Source organism: Oceanobacillus sp. FSL H7-0719 (genome assembly GCF_045040795.1).
Classification (GTDB): domain Bacteria; phylum Bacillota; class Bacilli; order Bacillales; family Amphibacillaceae; genus Oceanobacillus.
In genome coordinates this window covers 3,218,104-3,237,199 of record NZ_CP150301.1, presented here as the reverse complement: position 1 = coordinate 3,237,199, position 19,096 = coordinate 3,218,104, and the positions used below count along the sequence as shown (strand labels likewise).

At 38.3% G+C, this 19,096-nt stretch carries 22 protein-coding genes; 7 read left to right on the top strand and 15 right to left on the bottom strand.

Going from position 1 to position 19,096, the window contains the following annotated elements:
- Position 1 precedes the first annotated feature (1 nt).
- Positions 2-1,150 carry an ABC transporter permease gene (locus NST93_RS16525; protein ID WP_405098924.1) on the bottom strand — a complete coding sequence of 383 codons (1,149 nt, stop codon included), beginning with the start codon at positions 1,148-1,150 and terminating at the stop codon, positions 2-4.
- Positions 1,128-1,847, bottom strand: coding sequence for an ABC transporter ATP-binding protein (locus NST93_RS16520; RefSeq protein WP_405098922.1), 720 nt, complete (start codon positions 1,845-1,847; stop codon positions 1,128-1,130). Before NST93_RS16520 ends, NST93_RS16525 begins: the two co-directional genes overlap by 23 nt.
- Positions 1,848-1,959: 112 nt before the next feature.
- Between NST93_RS16520 and NST93_RS16515 the strand changes: the two genes are divergently transcribed.
- Positions 1,960-2,271 (top strand): DMT family transporter, encoded by a 312-nt coding sequence (locus NST93_RS16515; protein ID WP_405098920.1) that lies wholly within the window; start codon positions 1,960-1,962, stop codon positions 2,269-2,271.
- 40 nt (positions 2,272-2,311) lie between these two features.
- Positions 2,312-2,659: a DMT family transporter gene (locus tag NST93_RS16510; protein ID WP_405098918.1), complete on the top strand. Its 348-nt coding sequence runs from the start codon at positions 2,312-2,314 to the stop codon at positions 2,657-2,659.
- A gap of 111 nt (positions 2,660-2,770) precedes the next feature.
- Here NST93_RS16510 and mdh read toward each other — a convergent pair whose 3' ends face one another.
- The 13 genes from mdh to NST93_RS16445 form a co-directional block, all read right to left on the bottom strand.
- Positions 2,771-3,715: a malate dehydrogenase gene (mdh, locus tag NST93_RS16505; protein WP_405103921.1), complete on the bottom strand. Its 945-nt coding sequence runs from the start codon at positions 3,713-3,715 to the stop codon at positions 2,771-2,773.
- Positions 3,716-4,271: 556 nt separating this feature from the next.
- On the bottom strand, positions 4,272-5,765 hold the full coding sequence (locus tag NST93_RS16500) for a peptide MFS transporter (RefSeq protein ID WP_405098916.1): 1,494 nt from the start codon (positions 5,763-5,765) through the stop codon (positions 4,272-4,274).
- A 742-nt stretch (positions 5,766-6,507) separates the two neighbouring features.
- Positions 6,508-6,711: a hypothetical protein gene (locus NST93_RS16495; protein WP_405098914.1), complete on the bottom strand. Its 204-nt coding sequence runs from the start codon at positions 6,709-6,711 to the stop codon at positions 6,508-6,510.
- Between the two features lie 117 nt (positions 6,712-6,828).
- Positions 6,829-7,341, bottom strand: coding sequence for a competence protein ComK (locus NST93_RS16490; protein ID WP_405098912.1), 513 nt, complete (start codon positions 7,339-7,341; stop codon positions 6,829-6,831).
- A 724-nt stretch (positions 7,342-8,065) separates the two neighbouring features.
- The gene (locus NST93_RS16485) at positions 8,066-9,799 is read right to left on the bottom strand and encodes an ABC transporter ATP-binding protein (RefSeq protein WP_405098910.1); all 1,734 of its coding nucleotides are present in this window, start codon (positions 9,797-9,799) and stop codon (positions 8,066-8,068) included.
- Positions 9,800-9,880: 81 nt separating this feature from the next.
- A complete protein-coding gene (locus NST93_RS16480) occupies positions 9,881-10,678 on the bottom strand; it encodes a DUF4097 family beta strand repeat-containing protein (RefSeq protein WP_405098908.1) in 798 nt (265 codons plus the stop codon).
- Positions 10,671-11,231: an HAAS signaling domain-containing protein gene (locus NST93_RS16475; protein WP_405098906.1), complete on the bottom strand. Its 561-nt coding sequence runs from the start codon at positions 11,229-11,231 to the stop codon at positions 10,671-10,673. The genes NST93_RS16480 and NST93_RS16475 overlap by 8 nt, the downstream gene beginning before the upstream one ends.
- 1 nt (position 11,232) lies before the next feature.
- Entirely contained in the window at positions 11,233-11,553 is a 321-nt protein-coding gene (locus NST93_RS16470; protein WP_405098904.1) for a PadR family transcriptional regulator, read from the bottom strand.
- Positions 11,554-11,738: 185 nt separating this feature from the next.
- On the bottom strand, positions 11,739-12,617 hold the full coding sequence (htpX, locus tag NST93_RS16465; RefSeq protein ID WP_405098902.1) for a protease HtpX: 879 nt from the start codon (positions 12,615-12,617) through the stop codon (positions 11,739-11,741).
- 90 nt (positions 12,618-12,707) lie between these two features.
- Positions 12,708-13,898, bottom strand: coding sequence for an MFS transporter (locus NST93_RS16460; protein WP_405098900.1), 1,191 nt, complete (start codon positions 13,896-13,898; stop codon positions 12,708-12,710).
- A gap of 17 nt (positions 13,899-13,915) precedes the next feature.
- Positions 13,916-14,323 carry a MarR family winged helix-turn-helix transcriptional regulator gene (locus tag NST93_RS16455; protein WP_405098898.1) on the bottom strand — a complete coding sequence of 136 codons (408 nt, stop codon included), beginning with the start codon at positions 14,321-14,323 and terminating at the stop codon, positions 13,916-13,918.
- Between the two features lie 134 nt (positions 14,324-14,457).
- A complete protein-coding gene (locus NST93_RS16450) occupies positions 14,458-14,685 on the bottom strand; it encodes a hypothetical protein (protein WP_405098896.1) in 228 nt (75 codons plus the stop codon).
- 306 nt (positions 14,686-14,991) lie between these two features.
- Complete coding sequence (locus tag NST93_RS16445; RefSeq protein WP_405098894.1) at positions 14,992-15,156, bottom strand: DUF1648 domain-containing protein; 165 nt, start codon at positions 15,154-15,156, stop codon at positions 14,992-14,994.
- A gap of 219 nt (positions 15,157-15,375) precedes the next feature.
- Between NST93_RS16445 and NST93_RS16440 the strand changes: the two genes are divergently transcribed.
- The 5 genes from NST93_RS16440 to NST93_RS16420 all read left to right on the top strand — a co-directional run bounded on the left by NST93_RS16440 (position 15,376) and on the right by NST93_RS16420 (position 19,060).
- Entirely contained in the window at positions 15,376-15,531 is a 156-nt protein-coding gene (locus NST93_RS16440; RefSeq protein WP_405098892.1) for a hypothetical protein, read from the top strand.
- A 13-nt stretch (positions 15,532-15,544) separates the two neighbouring features.
- Positions 15,545-16,012, top strand: coding sequence for a cytochrome c oxidase subunit II (locus tag NST93_RS16435; RefSeq protein WP_405098890.1), 468 nt, complete (start codon positions 15,545-15,547; stop codon positions 16,010-16,012).
- A 16-nt stretch (positions 16,013-16,028) separates the two neighbouring features.
- Positions 16,029-17,708 carry a cbb3-type cytochrome c oxidase subunit I gene (locus NST93_RS16430; RefSeq protein WP_405098888.1) on the top strand — a complete coding sequence of 560 codons (1,680 nt, stop codon included), beginning with the start codon at positions 16,029-16,031 and terminating at the stop codon, positions 17,706-17,708.
- Positions 17,709-17,873: 165 nt separating this feature from the next.
- Positions 17,874-18,509 carry an SCO family protein gene (locus NST93_RS16425; RefSeq protein WP_405098886.1) on the top strand — a complete coding sequence of 212 codons (636 nt, stop codon included), beginning with the start codon at positions 17,874-17,876 and terminating at the stop codon, positions 18,507-18,509.
- Positions 18,509-19,060: a hypothetical protein gene (locus NST93_RS16420; protein WP_405098884.1), complete on the top strand. Its 552-nt coding sequence runs from the start codon at positions 18,509-18,511 to the stop codon at positions 19,058-19,060. The genes NST93_RS16425 and NST93_RS16420 overlap by 1 nt, the downstream gene beginning before the upstream one ends.
- Positions 19,061-19,096 lie beyond the last annotated feature (36 nt).

The window sequence follows — 19,096 nt, the reverse complement described above, 5'->3', positions numbered from 1 at the left end:
CTTAAGACCCTCCCCAAATTGCTAACACACTAAAAACAATTGTTGCAATCCCTAATAAACTGACAGCTGGAATGAACAGCAAGCGTTTAAAGCGCAGCCAAACCTTTTCCCGAACATTCTCATTGATAGGAACAGCAATGAAAAAATGCTGATTAAGCATCTTTTCAAATAATCCCCGCAGCCAAGAATTATATTGAAGGAATAAAACTGCGATGATGAGAACCAGCCATTTTGCCCATATTGGCAAAACCATAATGGCAAAGAAAGTCAGCCAGATAACCTGAAGATAGCTGGTCAGAAACATGGAATTACGTATAAAGCCTTTAAGCAATAGCTCGAATAATCCATTTTCAGGAGTTCTCTTTCTAAAAAACCTCCTGCTTTTTCTATTAAATAACGGGCGTTTCCCTATACGAATTGATGGCTTATCCACTTCACTAGATAGACCAAGAATAAATTTTGCATAGCGCAGACGCTCCTTATTTTCATCTGATACTTCTTGAAAATAGAAGCGCTTTGCTGGTATAGCTTTCATCACATACCAGCTGCTCCAGAAAATAACTAAGATAACACCCGCTAAAGCAAGATACATATAGGAAACCGATCCAGCAAGATTAGCTGAGAAGATATAAACGAAGATGAAGATAATCCAGCGTAAAACAGGATGATAAATCATTTTTTTTATTGTATATATCGTTAATCGATAGCCAATTAAAAAAAGGAGCAGAAATAGGATTTCTTGAAGTTCAAGTCCATAACCTTGGACTAAAAACGGTAAGGCAATAATTATTAACAGCACAGTGCCAGCTATTAAATGGAAAAGCGAATAGACAAAGCTCCAGCTTCGCAGGCTTTTATACAGCTTTGAACGTTCCAGTAAAAATAAAATATCGGCCTCCTGTATAAATGTGCGAAACCTTCCATGCAGCGAGAACAAAAGAAGTAAATTGACAACAGCAGAAAACGGTATAAAAGGAAACCAATAAGATGTAATGTCTCTCCAGACGTCAATATAGATAATCACTGCAAAAATAAGTGGAGACAAAATTATATAGAGTAAAACAACCCAGTCTACAACCGTGCTGATGATTTTCCTCTGAAATTTAAAATCATCAAATAAACGCGTTCTAAATAATGCCCAGCCTGTCATTTACTTCACCACGTTCCGTTAAGATATGGAAACAATCAAATAATGAAGCATCTGGAAGTTCACTTTTTTTCTGAATGTCTGTCAATGTACCTTCAGCAATCAACTTTCCATGAGAAATCAGCAGAAACCTGTCACAAATTTTTTCTGCAGTATCAAGCACATGAGTTGACATCAAAATTCCTGCTCCGCGCTGCTTTTCCCATTCAATCATATCTAATAATTTCCGAACGACCGTCGGATCAAGCCCCATAAAAGGCTCATCAATTATATGTACTTTTGGCTGTTGCAGAAAAGCAAGCATGATCATCGCTTTTTGCTGCATCCCTTTCGAATAACTATCAGGATATTGATGAACAACCTTTTCTAATTGAAATTCCCGCAACATCTTTTGCATCCGTTTTATGAACTCTTTTTCTTCTATTTCTAAGGTAGATAATAGAAAATGCAAATGCTCCATTAAGGTTAAACCTGGATAGAAAAATGGCCGTTCAGGGATATATGCATAGTTTTCTAAATCAATCTTTCCATCGACATAATCAATAACACCAAGCAAGGATTTAATTGTGGAGCTCTTCCCCGCTCCGTTCGGTCCGATTAAGCCAACAAGCTCACCTGGCTGGACAGTGAATTGAATATTTTCGAGAACTGGTTCGCGTTTGCTGTAACCGGCTGCCGTCAGCTGACAATGAAGAACCATTTGAATGCCTCCTTTTTTCCTATTAATAATCTATACGATAGCAAGGAAAAAAGGTTTCATAGTATAATGGTCGTTGAATCAAAGTGCAAGTTGGATTGGAAGGACGGGTAGAATGAATAGTTATGTACTTTTAGCACTCTCAATTATTGGAGAAGTGTTTGGCAGTTCTCTTTTAAAAGCAAGCAATGGCTTTAGGAATCTCCTCCCTTCGCTTGGGGTTGTTGCCGGTTATGCTGCAGCCTTTTATATGTTATCCATCACACTGACCGAACTGCCAATTGGAACTGTTTATGCAATTTGGTCTGGGGCCGGAACAGCTCTTACAGCAATGGTAGGAGTGATGCTTTATAAAGAGGCATTTAATCTAAAAAAGATGATGGTCATCATGTTAATTATAATAGGAGTCATTCTGTTAAATATATAATCTGGATTTGCTTCGATACTATTGAAAAGGAGGATAAGACATGAAAGGTTATAGTTACTTAGCGATATCAATTATTGCCGAGGTTTTTGGAACAGCAATGCTCAAGCTCTCTGATGGATTTACTGCCTTCCTTCCATCACTTGGGGTAGTTGGCGGATATGGGCTTGCATTTTACTGTCTCTCACTTTGTTTGCGTACAATTCCATTAAGTCTTGCATATGCAATTTGGTCTGGCGCAGGAACTGCGATAATCGCATTGATTGGGTATATATTTTGGAATGAAGCATTTGGAATGTTAAAAGTAACAGGTTTTTTACTTATAATTGGTGGTATTATTGTTCTTAATGCAAGTGACCAAACTGTACAAAGAGAAAAGTCATCAATCTGAAAGTTACCAGGTTGATGACTTTTCAGGTATGAGATACTGTTTCGTTTAGCAATGTGTCACTCTACCGGGCTATTACAGTGCCAATATACATCGATTACAAACAACTTCTATTTAACTCACTGGCAGTATATCAATTACTTTCTTCACATCTTCTGCTGATTTATCAAGCTGTTGTTTTTCTTCGTTTGTAAGCGGCAATTCGATTATACTTTCGATGCCACTCCCGCCAAGGATTGTCGGAACTCCTAAGTATATATCCTGATAGCCATATTCTCCTTCAAGATATGCGATACTTGGCAAGATTCGTTTTTTGTCATTTACAATAGCATCTGCCATTTCTGCTAATGAAGCTGCTGGGGCATAGTAGGCACTCCCATTTCCAAGCAAGCTGACAATTTCTCCTCCACCTTTTCTTGTCCGTTCAACAATTTCATCAATCTTTTCCTGTGGCAGCAAATTGCTGATTGGAATTCCCCCCACATTCGAGTAACGAATGAGCGGCACCATGCTGTCACCATGTCCACCCAAAACAAATCCAGTGACATCCTCAACAGATAGATTCAATTCCTGCGCAATAAATGTATTAAACCTCGCAGTATCAAGTACGCCAGACTGTCCAATCACACGATGCTTAGGAAACCCAGTTGTTTTAAAACAAGTATAAGTCATTGCGTCTACCGGATTACTTAAAACAAGGATATAGCTCTCCGGGGCATATTTTGCAACCTGTTTTGCAACATCAATCATAATATTCGCATTTGTTGTCACAAGATCATCTCTGCTCATTCCTGGTTTCCTGGCTATTCCTGCAGTGATGATTACCATATCTGCACCTGCGATATCTGTATAATTTGCCGTTCCAACAATGGAGCTGTTAAATTTCTCAACTGGTCCGGCTTCCAGCATATCCAAAGCTTTTCCTTTTGTCGGATTTTCAAAGTCTGGAATATCCACTAAGACAACATCACCCAACTCCTTCTGTGCAAGCAGGAATGCCGTCGTTGTACCAGTGAATCCTGCGCCAATTACCGCGAATTTTCTGCGTTTAAATTTCATCATGAAACCCCTCCATAAATTTTATTATATTAAGAAGTAATAAAAACAATTATTATGATTTCGGAGATTCAGAAGACATCTTCCCAAGGCAAAATAGCTTGCGATACCTCTTTTCTTTTAAACACAATTGGCTTAGCAATATAGCTTGATACCATTAGAGTTTTACACTCTCTTCCGCTAGGTTTAAGTGAGGCGCTTGAAGTTCTTCATTTTTGTTATTTTTTCCCTGAGTTCTCTATTCATATACTCATCTCCTTTAACACGTATTCCCCTGTTACAGCTGCAGATAACAAAAGTATTAAAAAAACGCCTTATACAACACCCATCTTGTAGAGATGAATAAAGTATAAGGCGCCTTGGCCTGTAATTTATTGTTAAAAAAGTCAGACAAAAGAGACATAACCGTATTCATCCGTCTCTTCTATACACTTTTCAAAACAAACCTATAAATATATATATATTCGCCATTGAATATTTTGAATTATTTAATATTACTCTATTAGAAAAGAAAGAGTTTATCAAGACAGTGCAAAATCCTGTCCACTATTCACTCGGCTTAATTTATTCCACGCATAAATTTCTTCAATTTTGGTGAAAGGAACATTAAAACAATCCCTAGAACAATTGCAAATCCACCAATTACTCCAAAGTAGATTACTTCTGTCTCTACTGAGTAGAAACGGACTACTTGCGCATTGATTGCCTGTGCAGATGCGTTGGATAAATTCCAAAGACTCATCATCTGTGCAGCAAAGGCAGCTGGCGCGAGCTTCGTTGATGCGGATAATCCAACTGGTGAAAGCAGTAATTCCCCCATAACAACGAGGAAGAAACTAAGCACGAGCCACATTGGACTAACCAGTGATTCCGTTCCATTAAATATTGCTGGGAAAATCATAACTATAAACGATAAACCAGCAAAAATTAGTCCTAGTGAAAATTTCAATGGTGTACTTGGCTGACGATCACCCAGCCTCACCCATAACCAAGCGAACATTGGTGCAAAAGCTACAATAAATAATGGGTTCAATGATTGGAACCACGATGATTGTAACTCAATTCCCAAAAAGCTTAGCTGTGTTCTTTCATTTGCATATGTCGCAAGAATATTAGAGCCTTGTTCCTGAATTGCCCAGAACATCATGGCAGCGATAAATAAAGGTATATATGCTAATAATCGAGAGCGTTCATCAGCTGTTGTCTTTTTGCTGCGATACATGACAATAAAGTATATAGTTGGAATAATAACCCCAAGAATACTAATAGAGAAAATGACTCTTTCAATACTTAACCATCCTTGTGAGAAACCAAGCCACCCAAAGAAGCCAATAATGAGAACAGAAGCAAAAATAATCCTTGCCATTTTTCCTTTTTCTCTTGAAGACATCGGGTTTGGCACCTGCATACCAGCAAGTCCAATATATTTTTTACGTGTTATTAAGTACACGACGAGACCTGCGAACATACCAACCGCTGCAATCGCAAATCCTAAGTGGAAATTGTAAGTTTGTCCAATTGTTCCGACAATCCAAGGTGCGAGGAATCCACCCATGTTTATTCCCATATAATAAATACTAAATCCAGAGTCACGACGCGGATCTGTCTTACTATATAATTCCCCAACCATTCCGCCAACGTTAGGTTTTAATAATCCTGTACCAATTACGATAAAGAGCATAGATATAAGCAAGGCTGTAAACCCGCCAGGCAGAGACAGTATAATGTGACCAATCATAATTAGAACTCCACCATAGAATACGGTTCGGTTCATACCAAGTATCCTGTCCGCAATCCACCCGCCTATGATACCTGACATATAAACAAGTGAACCATAGATTGCCATAATCGAGTTAGCAGTGGTCCTGTCTATTCCTAATCCACCCTGTGTAACCTCGTAGTACATATAGTAGAGTAAAATTGCACGCATTCCATAATACGAGAAGCGTTCCCAAAACTCTGTGAAAAATAAAGTAGATAAACCTTTTGGATGCCCAAAGAAACCCTTCTGTGGGACAGTTTTCAGTATGGCATCTCTTTCTTTAGAGTCCATTACGTTGTTAATCCTCCTCTAAGTTGTAATAATTGTCTAACGACTCTGTGTATAATCGCCCTAAACTATACGTAGCCTATTAAAAGCAACATTACTAATTTTATTCCAAATTTGTTCAGATGTAAAGGGTGATGGCAGTTCTATATTTTGACAATCTGTATAAAGTGCACCTGCTGTTAAATTGAATAGAGCGTCCCATTAAGAAGAGGAAACGTCCCGATTTAGTTTTGCTGAATCTACGCAACCTCCAACTGTTCCGGAACAGTTTCGCCCAAAGAGTATATGTCTATGTGGTCAGCGATGGACTTGAAATCTGAAGAGTAACCCTGTAAAAGCTGCATAAATACTTCAATATCCAAATTTAGAAGCTATCGTTGGTTTTGTTATCGCAGAGTCCAGGCGTGCGATCCCAAGATGGGGCAGTCGATGTGAGAAAACGCACGTGAAGAAGGATAGGAAAGGACAAAAAAATAGTGATAAAGAAAATGAATAGTTGCTCTTTAAAGAAAAGAGAAAATACTATTTAATATGGATTAAATACGAAAAAACCCGCAAACCAGCTCTGGAAAAATACGAAGAAACTAGCAGGAGAAACTGTATCAGTAAAACCAGCGGAACGAAAAAAAACGAGAAGAGTCACCAGCCGCTTTCGGGAAGCAACGTATATTTCCAGACAGCTGGCGAAGCTCTTATTCTCGTATTTTTACCAGATATTCAAAAGTATGCTCAACCTCTTTCTTACTTACCTTGCACCAAAACGTTGGTCGGCAAAGGATTGAACACTTTCCGGCAAGAAGTAACGATAAAATAATCCCTTATATTTTAAGTCAAAAAATAGCGCAATCAGTAAAATAGACAAGATTATTCCTGCGAAAAGACCTTTTTTAGTTTCCACTTCAGTTGCTGTATTCGGATTCATTGTTTCTTGGATGTTAATCTCAGCCATTTTATATTTCCTCTCCTTTTTACTTCTCACTTTATTTTATCATTACAATTTAACTTGAACAAATGAGCTATTTATAGCTGCAGCTCTCTTCAATCAAAGGTTTTATATTCGGCTGTTCTATCTTGAATCAAACATACTTTTACAGACTGCTGTTCGGTAAAATTGATGACTCAAACTGAAATGAGAAATATTTAAAGGCAGTTCTGTATTATTTACAAAGTGAACAGTAGAAGGAAATTCACTTTTCATACCGCCCTTCTGATTATCAACAATGCTTTTTATGTGATGGTAGAACAGCCATACACAGTCATCATTCGTCGGCGATTTCGTTGGAAAGGCATAAATACCTCCTGAAGTATTAACTGGGATAGGTACTTTATTTTGAAAGTTTGTTAAATACTTCACTGCTTCTCTTCTCCCCTCATAGGAAGAAAAATTGTGATAACAAGAGGCCTTAATAATTTCAAGTGGGGTCAGCTTTATGTAGAGTTTTTCATTAGAGGTTAATACAATGGTGCGATACTCATTACTATTCGCTGGCAGTAATGCAATCACATTATCCTGAATCGTGTAATCATCTAGAACATTTATTACATTCTCCTTATTATTCATATTTCCTTTGTTTTTCAAGAACCTCATTTCCTTTCCTTATCCATTATATGTTTTAGTTAGGGTGTTTTTGAAATATTTAGTTATTTTATAACAGACCTAAATACCCTATCTACTGATTATAATATGAGTAATAAGAATTAATTTCAAGTAAAATGATTTTAAATTATGAAATTTATGTAAAATGGTGATGAGATAAAAGAAAAATAACATATTAAAATCCGAACGATACTTTCGCTCGGATTTTAAATAGACTTCAGATTACCTTAGTTCAGAGCAACTTCTCCTCTAAAGATACCAAAACCGTGATTAATAAGGTTGCGCTTAGACAAAATAAAACTGGATTTGATACGTTTTCTCTCTGCACGAAGAAGTCAGGATTGTCCTTTAACAGGGATGGGAACACCTTCCTCTATAAGACAATAACTGCAAGATAAGTCGTGAAATTGTCTATGAGAACACCCCTATAAGACAGTAACTGCTAGATAAGTGTGAAACTGTCTATGACAACGCCTCTATCAGACAGTATCTGCTAGATAAGTCGTGAAGCTGTCTATGACAACGCCTCTATCAGACAGTAACAGCAAAAAAGTGGAGAAACTGTCTATGAGAATACCATCTGTTCAGAAAAGCAGGGTTACTTTGAATTAAAATTATCAGCACTTTATACCAACTATTAAAAGTTAACAATAAATGCTTTTTATTTTATAATGTTCGTCTTTTATATCGTTGTCATTGTGTCTCATTAACTCAGTTGCTGTTCGGCAAATTTTTGGTATAGTTCGTGTTCGGATAGCAGCTCTTGATGTGTACCTGATCCTGTTATCTTTCCTTTTTCTATGAAGATTATTTGATCTGCATCAACAATTGTAGAAAGGCGATGTGCAATAACAAATGTTGTGCGTCCCTTCATTAAACGGGATAAAGCTTCTTGAACCGCATGTTCCGATTGACTATCGAGACTCGCTGTTGCCTCATCAAGCATTAAGATGGTTGGGTTTCTTAAGAAAGCGCGAGCAATATTGATTCTCTGTCTCTGCCCCCCAGATAATTTGACCCCACGTTCGCCAACCTCAGTGTCCAGACCTTCCTGAAAACTGCGGATAAATGTATCCGCATAAGCCATTTCGGCAACTTTCCAAAGTCTCTCATCTGAAATTGTTTCTGCATTCTCCAGTCCATAGGTTAGATTTTCTCTTATTGTACCAGCCATCATCGCACTTTCTTGTGAAACATAGCCGATTTGACTTCTCCATGAACGAAGGGATAAATCTCTAATAGATATCTTTCCAACCCTTATTTCTCCATTGGTTGGTTCATAGTAACGTTCAATCATACCGAATAAGGTTGTTTTTCCACCTCCGCTTGGACCAGCAAAGGCTATCATTTCTCCAGGCCGTGCCTCAAAAGTAATATTTTCAAGCACTGGTTCTCCTTCCTCATAGCTGAACGACAGATCTTCAATATATAATGTTTTATCAGTTATATCTTTAGATAAACCTTCCTGGCCATTTTCCTCTTCGATATCAAGAATTTCAATAATCCGTGCTGTCGCGCCCTTTGCTTTTTGTAATTCAGTAAAGAACATCGCAAATGAAGTAATCGGAAAGATAATTTGAAATAGGTACAACAAGAATGCGACAAGTGAACCTGTTGACATTGTGCCATCTGCAACACGAATTCCGCCATAACCAATAATTGCAACGATGACAAGCATCATCACTGTATAAATTAACGGGCCAATTAGAGCAAACACTTTCGCTTCTTTTAAACCAAAGCGGTATAACTTATCGATGCCAGCTTTACCCTGTTTTTCCTCGATATGTTCAGCTGTAGAAGACTTCATTAATCTGATTTCACCTAAAGTCTGCTGGATATCCCCTGTAAAGTTTGCTGTTTCATCCTGCAATCCTTTAGATATTTTGGCCATTCGGGAACCCAATGGCATCATCACTAGAAAAGTAACTGGAACTGCAATCAGCATTAATAAAGTCATCTTCCAGTCCATGATAAGCAAAATAACAACTGCTCCAATGATAGTAATAATACCTGTAATAAATTGTGGGAAATGATTTGAAATCAAATCTTTGACAATACCTGTATCATTAACAACACGGCTAACAGACTGGCCACTTGGTGTTTTATCAAAATAACTGACAGGTAAGCGGATCAGCTTATACCACATTTTTTCTCTAAGACGGGCGACAATCTTCTGCCCGACAGCTGCTAGTATATAGGTAGAGAGGCCATCAATAACAGCCTGTAAAATAAACACAGCAAAAATGACAACGATTAAGGTGACACTAATTGCCTCGATAGAAAATCCATCGACTAGCTCTCTTGTAAGCAGCGGGATTGATAAATTAACAAGCATAGTAAGAATACTTCCCACTAAGCCAGCTGCAATCGCCCATTTAGAGATATTAGTAGAATAGATTAATCTGAGAAATGGTTTCATGCCAGAATCTTTTTCTTCCATACATACTCTCCTTTTTAGAACCATTGTATCGGGGACCTGCCCTTGTTTATCCAACAAGACATAAAACCCATGAGGTCCCGTTTATTCGACTGTAATGCGACCATTCACTGTTCTTAGATTGACTTTATTTTCGCCGTCCCCAATATTGGTATGATTCATCTTTTCTCCAAAGATGTTTGCAGATCCATTAACTACTTCTGCATGAATTTCTGTGTTTACTGGTTTTTTATCTGTTTGAATAACAATCTTTCCATTCACTGTTTCAAAGTTGATTGTGCGATCAATGCTATCTGCTTCGAGTTCAATTTTGCCATTTGTTGCTTTTGCCTGCAATTCACCTTGGACAGCTTGAAGCTTTATCTTTCCATTTTCTGTTTTCGCTATTATATTTTCCGTATTCAGATTCCTAAATAGAACCTTTCCATTCGTCGACTCCGCCTTTACAGATTCTGCTGTAATATCGTCGATAGTAATTGCACCATTTTCTGTTTTTGCCATTATTGATTCATATGTCTGCTCTGGCAGATAAATTTTCGTTGTAAAAGATTTAATATTGAAATCAAAATTAAAAAACTGCAATACTTTTTCTTTTACTTTTACCCTTAATTCGCCATCCTCAACAGTTGCCTCAAGTGTATAACGAGATTTTCTCGAGGTATCATATAAAAATTCCACGCTTGCTGATTGATCGGCTGAAGGGCTGATTTCAATCTTTGAGTTATCCGATTCCACAATTAAACCTGTAATCGACTCATCAAATACCCGTTCTTCTGTTACTGAATGGGAATCAGCAAAGGATTGATAAGTCACCGCTGCACCTGCAACTCCAATTGTCAAAAGCAGAAGAGCAAGTGTTGTAACTTTTTTTACATTAAACATCCTTCATTCCACCTCTCACCATTCTCAAATTATATTTAAAGTACCTGACAAACACTTTTCTCGTCCATGCTGTAAGATAAAACATTGTTATGCCGACCAGTAAGCCGAGTCCTGCGAGCCCAATGGAACAGAAAAGATTAAACAGCTCAAATATCTCTGGATAAATTGCAGTATTGATGAGCACACCAATTGGTGATAATGTAAATGAAACCGCGACAATCCACCCTGAAAGAATAATAGCTGCCAATACAAGAAAAGGACCAAGTACAATGATTAAATTAAAGAAGCTAAGTCCAATAATTGCCCAAAGTGCACGGAAAAAGTTACTAGCAGATCCTTTATCTTCTACTGTCTCCACATGATAAGCCACACTTAGATCCCTTCCAAGCTGTGCAGGCGAACCTAACGATGCTGCTATTTCTTCCTCTGTTTTTCCATCTTGAAGTCCGATAGAAAAATACTCCTCATAATCACTTAAAATATCATTTTGCTCTTCTGAGGGGAGCCTTTTTAAAGCAGCTTGAAGTCTGGATAAAAATCGTTCTTTCGTCATTTTAAAATTCCACCTCATTTTCAATTAATTTATTCACACCATTAGTAAAAGCTCGCCATTCTTTAAGTAATGCATCAAGATACATTTCACCCGAGTCAGTTAACTTATAATATTTCCGAGGTGGCCCTTCCGATGACTCCTGTAAATATGTTGTTGCTAATCCCTCTTTTGTTAAACGTCTGAGCAGCGGATAAACCGCTCCTTCCGATATTTCAATCTGATCTGAAATCTGCTGTACCAGTTCATAGCCATATTGATCTTTTCTATCTAAAAGCACAAGCACACAGAGTTCCAGTACTCCTTTTTTAAATTGTACATTCAAGTCGTTCACTCCCCTATAGGCATGTTTTTTAGTACTATCCTTTATATACTACTTGACTATAAATAATACCATGCTGTAATTTGTACTCGAATAGAATATAACATAACGTTTTATGTACCGCAATAAGACTTGAGGCGTAAATTAAAATGCGGGACAGTCAGGATTTATACCTGCTGTCCCACTTACTATATGAGTCGTTTAATTCTTTCATCCAAGTCTGGGTGAGTCGAGAAAATGTTTGATTTTCGTTTCCCATTGATTTTTAACGTTGCAATTGATGTATCTTCTTCAGCTTTTATTCTATGAGAGTATGCTTTCAATGATTCTAATGCATGTCTCATTTTATCTTTACCGGCCAAGTCTGCTCCACCGCGGTCAGCATGATATTCACGATGCCTTGAATATGCGAAGACAACAAGACTTCCTAAAATCGAAAATACAAGCTGGAAAATAATAATCGCTATAAAGTGAATAATTGGTGCAAGTTCTTCTTTGACAAATCTTGAAGCAATGAATGCTGCAACCCGTGCCAGGAAAACAACGAATGTGTTTACTACACCTTGTAAAAGTGTCATCGTAACCATATCACCATTCGCAACATGGGCAACCTCATGAGCAATTACGCCTTCAACCGCATCATCATCCATCTCTTGTAATAATCCTGTCGAAACCGCAACAAGTGAGCGTTTCTTTGATGGTCCTGTAGCAAAAGCATTTACTTCAGGTGAATCATAGATACCAACCTCCGGCATATGAACAAGACCCGCAGCTCTTGAAAGACGATGCACTTTCTCAACAACTTCTCTCTCGTATTGAGAGTTTGGCTGATTTGGATCGATTACCCGTACACCCATCATGCGTTTTGCCATCCAGCGTGACATACCTAAAGAAATAAAAGAACCAGTAAAACCGATTACCGCACTAAAAATCAATAACGTGCCGAAATCAATTCCACCTTGTGTATTAATATAACCTAATCCTCCAGGTATTAAGGAAAAGATAATACTGATCGTCAGTAAAACTAGTACGTTTGTTAATAAAAAGTAGAAAATTCGTTTCCCCATAATTCACACCCTCTATAAATTCAGAATCTTTTTTCTGTATTCCTATTATAAGGGCAATCGCTCTCTGTAACAAGTGAGAAGGCAAGAAGATCAGAGGTGGACACTTTGTCCCTCTCTTACTTTTCTCCCGTGAAGGTAGTAGTATATTGGCAAAGAGATGAATGCAATTGCAGCCATTGTGATATATAATCCACGGAAGCCTGTTACTTGGATAAGATAGCCTAAGATAAATGGTCCAGCACCCATGCCAAGATCATAAAAAACAAAGAAAGTTGAAGTTGCTAATCCTACCCGATGGTGTGGAACCTGGCTCACAGCAATAGTCTGTGCACTGGATTGTAATGTACCAAACCCCACTCCGATAATTGCACCAGCGGCAAGCAGAATCAAGGTATTACTCGCTTGACTAAGCAGAATCAAGCCGACCCCAAACAAAACAATCGAAGGATACATGACACTATTTTCTCCCCGCAAATCAAATAGCCTTCCAGTAAGTGGACGTGACATCAGCAGAAAGATTGCATACATCACAAAGAAGAAACTCGCCGCATCCACGAGATCAATCTCAACAGCATATGCACTTATAAAGGATAAAATACTTGAATTTGCGATACCTACAATCAGCATAAAAGTTGCAATTGGAAATGTTAAACGTTCAAAGAAATCACTCATTTGCAACTTCTTCTTCCCAACATCTTTTTGTTTTTTTGGAAGTTCTGGCACATTCATTCCCAATGCAGTTATTAGCGCAATAATAGATAGGATTGTAGTTGCAGCGAAAATCATTCTATGATCTAAATATTGCAGAATGATTAATCCCGCAAAAGGCCCAATGGCCATCGCCAGATTATTACTCGTTGCAAAGTAGCCCATTCCCTCTCCGCGTCTGCTAGGAGGAATAACATCGACCACGATTGTTCCAGTCGCTGTTGTAGAAATCCCAAAAGCAAAACCATGTATAAAGCGGAAAAATAACAGCCAGCCAATACTTGTAATCGAAAAATATACGACAGAACCTAACAGGAATATAATCAAGCCAATAATAAGCAGTTTTTTTCTGCCAATCGTTTCGATTAAATTTCCCGCGAACGGCCTAACTAAAACAGCACCAAGTACGAAAATACTCGATGCCAGACCAGCAATACTATTCGAAACTTTAAATTGCTCGATGGAGTACATCGCAAGTGTCACCATCAACATATAAAATGAAATAAACAAAAGGAAATTGGAGGCAGAAACCATCACAAAATCCTTCGTCCATAATTTAGGTCTATTACTCAATTCTTCATTCCACCTTCTTACATTTTCTCTTTTATTTTTTGAATTGTTTTTAAGGCAATTTCCAAATCAGCATCTGAAATATGCTTTACTAATTCTGCTTCAAAATGTGAAACAATTTCTTGGGCATGTTCAAATACTTCTTGCCCCTTAGAAGACAAACGAATTCGTCTTGCTCGCTTATCCTCACTTGCTATATCCTCAATAAATCCTTGTTCTTCCAGCCTTTTTACAGTTCTGCTTATTGTTGGCTTTTCTACATCAAGATAATTGCTGATTTCTACCAAAGTCACGGACTGTTGTTGTTTAATGCAATAAATAACTAGCCATTGCGAGTGAAATAAACCCGCTTCGGCGAGTTTCTCATTTAATTTCTTCTTAAATGAACGGGTAAATTGCGCCTGCTGATGAAAAAATAACTCCCTCATATATCCCACTCCCGAAAATTAGTTACCTAAGTAACCATATAACAAAATTGTCATTTTGTCTATACCTCAGCTCAATTGCAAAGAATATAGACATTTCCGCTAATCATATACAGGAAATGCCTATTTATTCGTTTTTATGTGCTGCTCTGTTTTAAATCATGATACATTTTCCACGTAAAATAAATGGCAGGGAAAAGGATAAATATAATCATTATTCCCATAGCTGAACCAAAAGTACTTTTCTCCCCTAGCCCATTTTGGATCATTACATCATATATCATGGCAAATAAGATACTTACTAACAGATTCATCATTGTCAGCATTCGTGCAGCATTCTTCTTTACAATCCGAATTTGCTTCACTTTCAATTCATTCTTTTTAATAAAGTGAAACTTCAATCAGTGGGAGCTTTTGCATTTCTCCCACTGATTGTTAGTTGAACCAATCGGGCGATTAGTGGCAGTTTATCCCCCACTGAAATGTTCGTTTCTTCTCCATTTTTAGGGTGGGGGATTTACTGCCATTTAACCTGCGATAAAGGGAATATTGATTAACTGCAAGCTGTCGACTGTATCGTCAGAACGAATAATTAAAAAGTAGTTCAAAACAAAACAAAACAAAGCAACACAGTATGGAAATGCAGCACAATTAATCCAAACAACATCCCCTTATGCCCCCCACCCATCGGCTTCTCCAGCCAGATTAAAATATTTAGGTATTTCAGCAGGAAGGGATTGAAATGAAAGAATTGCATATAAAAACGCTCCAATCATGATGCCAAAAGTAAGTATATCAATCCATGGCGAATAATATCTTCGAATATTTCTCCACATACACTAATCAGCCCTCCCTATATATCTACTCTTTCTATTACGAGTATAGCGTGCAGAAGATTTCAGTGGGACGACAGAAGCTATCACCACTGTCAATATTTCGTCACATTCTCGCGGATTCGGGACAGAAGTCACAAGTCAGCTGTGATTTACATCACACAGCTAGTGAAAAAGAAAGCGTACACTATAGATAAGAAATAAATAAGGAGGGTGAATGAAATGGAAACAACAGAAAATTTAACTATAGAGGAACAAGAAGAACAGCTTGATAAAGAGTCTCTAAAAGGAACATTATTTTCCTCAATTGTCTTTGTTGGAGGAGGAATTGTAGCATTCATTCTATTATTAGTAATTGTATATATGGTGAGATTATAAGGAGGGAATCAAAATGAAAATGCCACGTCAAGAAGAAATTTGGCTTGTACTGAGTGTTGGTATTCTCGTACTTTCAATGGTATTTACTGGTTACCAGACCTTTGCTTTAGGTATGGGGCCTCCAAGTAATAAAGAAACAATCGATCCACAAAAGGTCGATGAACATCACTTGTTCAGTGAGCCAGGCGTTTATAAAACCGGTGATAATGAATATGAAGTTGTTATGACACTTCAAGCATTTAGCTTTAATCCTGGAGACATTGAAATTCCAGCAGGAGCTGAGGTAACTTTTATCATGACATCTAAAGATGTTGTTCACGGATTCCAAATTGCAGGGACGAACGTAAATGCGATGGTTATGCCCGGACATATTCAAACAATTACAGAAACCTTCAAAGAACCTGGAGAGTATCTCATCATCTGTAACGAATATTGTGGTGCAGGTCATCAAATGATGGCAACGACAATTACGGTGAAATAGACGGGAGGGAAATATAATGGAAGCTGTTAAATTAGAGAATATCAAAGAAAAAACGAAACAAAAGCTCGGCGTGAATCCACACGATGCAAGACTCACATTAACCTATTTTTCATTAGCATTTATCGTATTATTTATTGGTGGTTTTCTCGGATTATTACAGGGGCTTAACCGTGCAGGCGTATTAGAGCTTCCGGCATGGCTGAATTATTATCAAGTTCTGACTGCACACGGTGTACTGCTCGTACTCGTGTTCACGACGCTATTTATGATTGGATACTTTTACGCGGGCATATCCCATATGCATAATGGACTTTTACCAAAGGTCCGCAAAATGGGCTGGGTTGCCCTCGGATTACTACTTGTTGGGGTTGTAATGGTAATTACAACGATTGTAATGGGTGAAGCATCTGTAATGTATACCTTCTACCCGCCAATGCAAGCATCACCTTGGTTCTACATTGGTCTCGTTTTTCTTGTGCTTGGTATCTGGGCTGCTGTAATTGGCGTCTGGACGAGTGCGATTAATTGGAAGAAAAATAATAAAGGGAAACACTTACCACTTTTCACTTATTTTGCAGTTGGAGCGTTTACGCTTACTTTCCTTGGCAGTATCGGTGTAACGGTCGAGGTACTCTACCTTATTCCTTGGGCATTCGGCTGGGTTGAAACAGTTAACGTTATGCTGAGCAGGACATTGTTCTGGAGCTTTGGCCATACGATTGTTAACGTTTGGTATCTTGTTGCAGTATCCGCCTGGTATGTAACAGTTCCAAAAATTATCGGTGGCAGACTTTTCAGTGATACATTGGCTCGTGTCGTAGTTATTCTCTCTGTTGTACTAAACGTGCCTGGTGGGTTCCACCATCAAATTGTTGATCCTGGTTTCTCAGAAGGCTTGAAATTCATGCACGTATTTATGAGTCTATCTATCTCACTTCCATCACTTATGACAGCATTTGCTATGTTCGCAGTATTTACTCGTACTGGTATCAAAAAAGGTGGAAAAGGTCTGCTGGGCTGGGTTAAAAAACTGCCTTGGGGCGATGTGCGCTTCCTTGCTCCAATGATTGCGATGATTGCATTTATCCCCGCCGGCGCTGGTGGTATTGCGCAAACAAATAACCAATTAAACCAAGTTGTTCATAACTCATTATGGGTTGTAGGTCATTTCCACTTAACTGTTGGGACAACTGTAGCATTAACATTCTTTGGTGTAACTTATTGGCTTATCCCATATTTATCTAAACGTGTGATGACAAAACAAATCAATCGACTAGGTATCATACAAACGATTGTTTGGGCATTAGGCATGCTGCTTATGTCTGGTTCCATGCACTGGGTTGGTCTGCTCGGCTCACCGCGGAGAACCTCTTACAGCACATACGGGGACAGCGCCACCGCACTTGGCTGGGATCCATATCTCATCTTCCTGGCAGCTGGCGGTACATTACTAATGATTGGTGTCGTTCTAATGGTCTATATTGTCTTTAATCTGATGTTCTTCGCTCCAAAAGGCAATACAGAATTCCCTGTCTCACAGCCTGAGAACTTCGCTCCGGAAACACCGAAATGGACAGAGCGCTGGGGCCTATGGATTCTCGTTGCGGTACTCGTTATCTCAATGGGTTATGTCATCCCTGTTGTTGACTTAATCGTTAACGCACCTCCAGGATCACCTGGTTTTAAAACATGGTAAAAAACGAAAGGCGGAAGCATTTAACTTCCGCTCGCCTTCGCACAAAGCGGGCTTAACCTTCCATTTAAGCTGATGGAATATCCATGAAATAATAAAGAAAAGAGATATTCTACTCAAGTTTAAGAATATCTCTCTTTTTTTAAAAATATACAGGAAGTGATCAAAATGATCAAAAAAAGGCGCAACTTAACGGCGAGCATCATTGTTTTCCTATTTGGCATCATTTTACTCTTTACAGCTACAGATGGTTTCCAAGCTTATACTGTAGAAACAGCTCGTGTCAACAAACTAATGGAAGAACAACCTGTTTTCCCAGCAGTGACATTGGAAGACAGCAAAGAGCGCGTATATCCTTTCTCGGAATTTGCAGGAAAGTATGTCATGCTTACTTTTATCTATACAGCTTGCACCGACGTTTGTCCTGAGCTGGAAATGAATTTGGCACAAGTTTATCAATCTATACCAGAACAGTATATTGGCGAAGATATTGTATTTATGAGTATTAGCTTTGATCCAACAAGAGACGATCCTGGGACACTGGAAAAGTATCGTTCTTACTTTGGCAGCGATGGTGAGACATGGCGAATGGCGCGAATTACAGAAGAGTCTGAGTTAAGCAATTTGCTGGATGAATTTGGCGTTATCGTTATACCTGATGGTTATGGCAACTTCCAGCATAACTCTGCGTTTTATCTTGTTGATCCAAATGGTATTTTAACAGAAGTGATGGATTACACAGAAATTGAGGCAGCTAGTGAAAAGGTTATTTCTATTCTTGAACAGAAAGCGAGGGATTTATAATGAGACAGCCTGTATACGGTTTAGCACTTTTTATTTTTCTGATATTGCCTCCTGTTGTTACACTGGCAGAGTCAATTATGGCAATTCATATGCATATGCAGATGCCATTATTTATGATATCGGGCATGCTCATGGCCCCATTCTTTCAAAAAAGGTTTCCTAAGTTCTTTGATAAATGGAACAGTAATGGAATTCCAGGAATCTTATTATTTATGGTTATTGTCATATATTGGATGATTCCACGCACAATGGATGAAGCACTTACGATTACTGCCGTTGAAATTTTCAAGTTTGTCAGCCTCCCTTTCCTTGCCGGTGTACCGCTTAGAGACAGCTGGAAAAAGATTGGCATTGGTGTTCAAAATACAGTGTTCATTATTCTTAGTGTGACGTTTGGATTACTAGCCTGGCTCTATATTGCATCACCAACTCAACTTTGTAACAACTACCTCATCGTCGAACAAAAAACACTCGGCTGGGGATTCGTCTTCCTCTCTGCATGTATCTTCTTCTACTTCGTCCAAACCCTATTCATTAAAATTGAAGACTGAATGTCCAACACTACAAATAAAAAAGGCGGCTTCTCT

Excerpts from the sequence above, each read along its gene's own strand:
- NST93_RS16520 (WP_405098922.1), bottom strand. The coding sequence starts at position 1,847 with ATGGTTCTTCATTGTCAGCTGACGGCAGCCGGTTACAGCAAACGCGAA.
- NST93_RS16455 (WP_405098898.1), bottom strand. The coding sequence starts at position 14,323 with ATGAGGGAGTTATTTTTTCATCAGCAGGCGCAATTTACCCGTTCATTT.
- NST93_RS16515 (WP_405098920.1), top strand. The coding sequence starts at position 1,960 with ATGAATAGTTATGTACTTTTAGCACTCTCAATTATTGGAGAAGTGTTT.
- NST93_RS16510 (WP_405098918.1), top strand. The coding sequence starts at position 2,312 with ATGAAAGGTTATAGTTACTTAGCGATATCAATTATTGCCGAGGTTTTT.
- NST93_RS16480 (WP_405098908.1), bottom strand. The coding sequence starts at position 10,678 with ATGTTTAATGTAAAAAAAGTTACAACACTTGCTCTTCTGCTTTTGACA.
- NST93_RS16440 (WP_405098892.1), top strand. The coding sequence starts at position 15,376 with ATGGAAACAACAGAAAATTTAACTATAGAGGAACAAGAAGAACAGCTT.
- NST93_RS16485 (WP_405098910.1), bottom strand. The coding sequence starts at position 9,799 with ATGGAAGAAAAAGATTCTGGCATGAAACCATTTCTCAGATTAATCTAT.
- NST93_RS16435 (WP_405098890.1), top strand. The coding sequence starts at position 15,545 with ATGAAAATGCCACGTCAAGAAGAAATTTGGCTTGTACTGAGTGTTGGT.
- NST93_RS16500 (WP_405098916.1), bottom strand. The coding sequence starts at position 5,765 with ATGGACTCTAAAGAAAGAGATGCCATACTGAAAACTGTCCCACAGAAG.
- NST93_RS16425 (WP_405098886.1), top strand. The coding sequence starts at position 17,874 with ATGATCAAAAAAAGGCGCAACTTAACGGCGAGCATCATTGTTTTCCTA.
- NST93_RS16430 (WP_405098888.1), top strand. The coding sequence starts at position 16,029 with ATGGAAGCTGTTAAATTAGAGAATATCAAAGAAAAAACGAAACAAAAG.
- NST93_RS16525 (WP_405098924.1), bottom strand. The coding sequence starts at position 1,150 with ATGACAGGCTGGGCATTATTTAGAACGCGTTTATTTGATGATTTTAAA.
- htpX (WP_405098902.1), bottom strand. The coding sequence starts at position 12,617 with ATGGGGAAACGAATTTTCTACTTTTTATTAACAAACGTACTAGTTTTA.
- NST93_RS16495 (WP_405098914.1), bottom strand. The coding sequence starts at position 6,711 with ATGGCTGAGATTAACATCCAAGAAACAATGAATCCGAATACAGCAACT.
- NST93_RS16420 (WP_405098884.1), top strand. The coding sequence starts at position 18,509 with ATGAGACAGCCTGTATACGGTTTAGCACTTTTTATTTTTCTGATATTG.
- NST93_RS16445 (WP_405098894.1), bottom strand. The coding sequence starts at position 15,156 with ATGTGGAGAAATATTCGAAGATATTATTCGCCATGGATTGATATACTT.
- NST93_RS16475 (WP_405098906.1), bottom strand. The coding sequence starts at position 11,231 with ATGACGAAAGAACGATTTTTATCCAGACTTCAAGCTGCTTTAAAAAGG.
- mdh (WP_405103921.1), bottom strand. The coding sequence starts at position 3,715 with ATGAAATTTAAACGCAGAAAATTCGCGGTAATTGGCGCAGGATTCACT.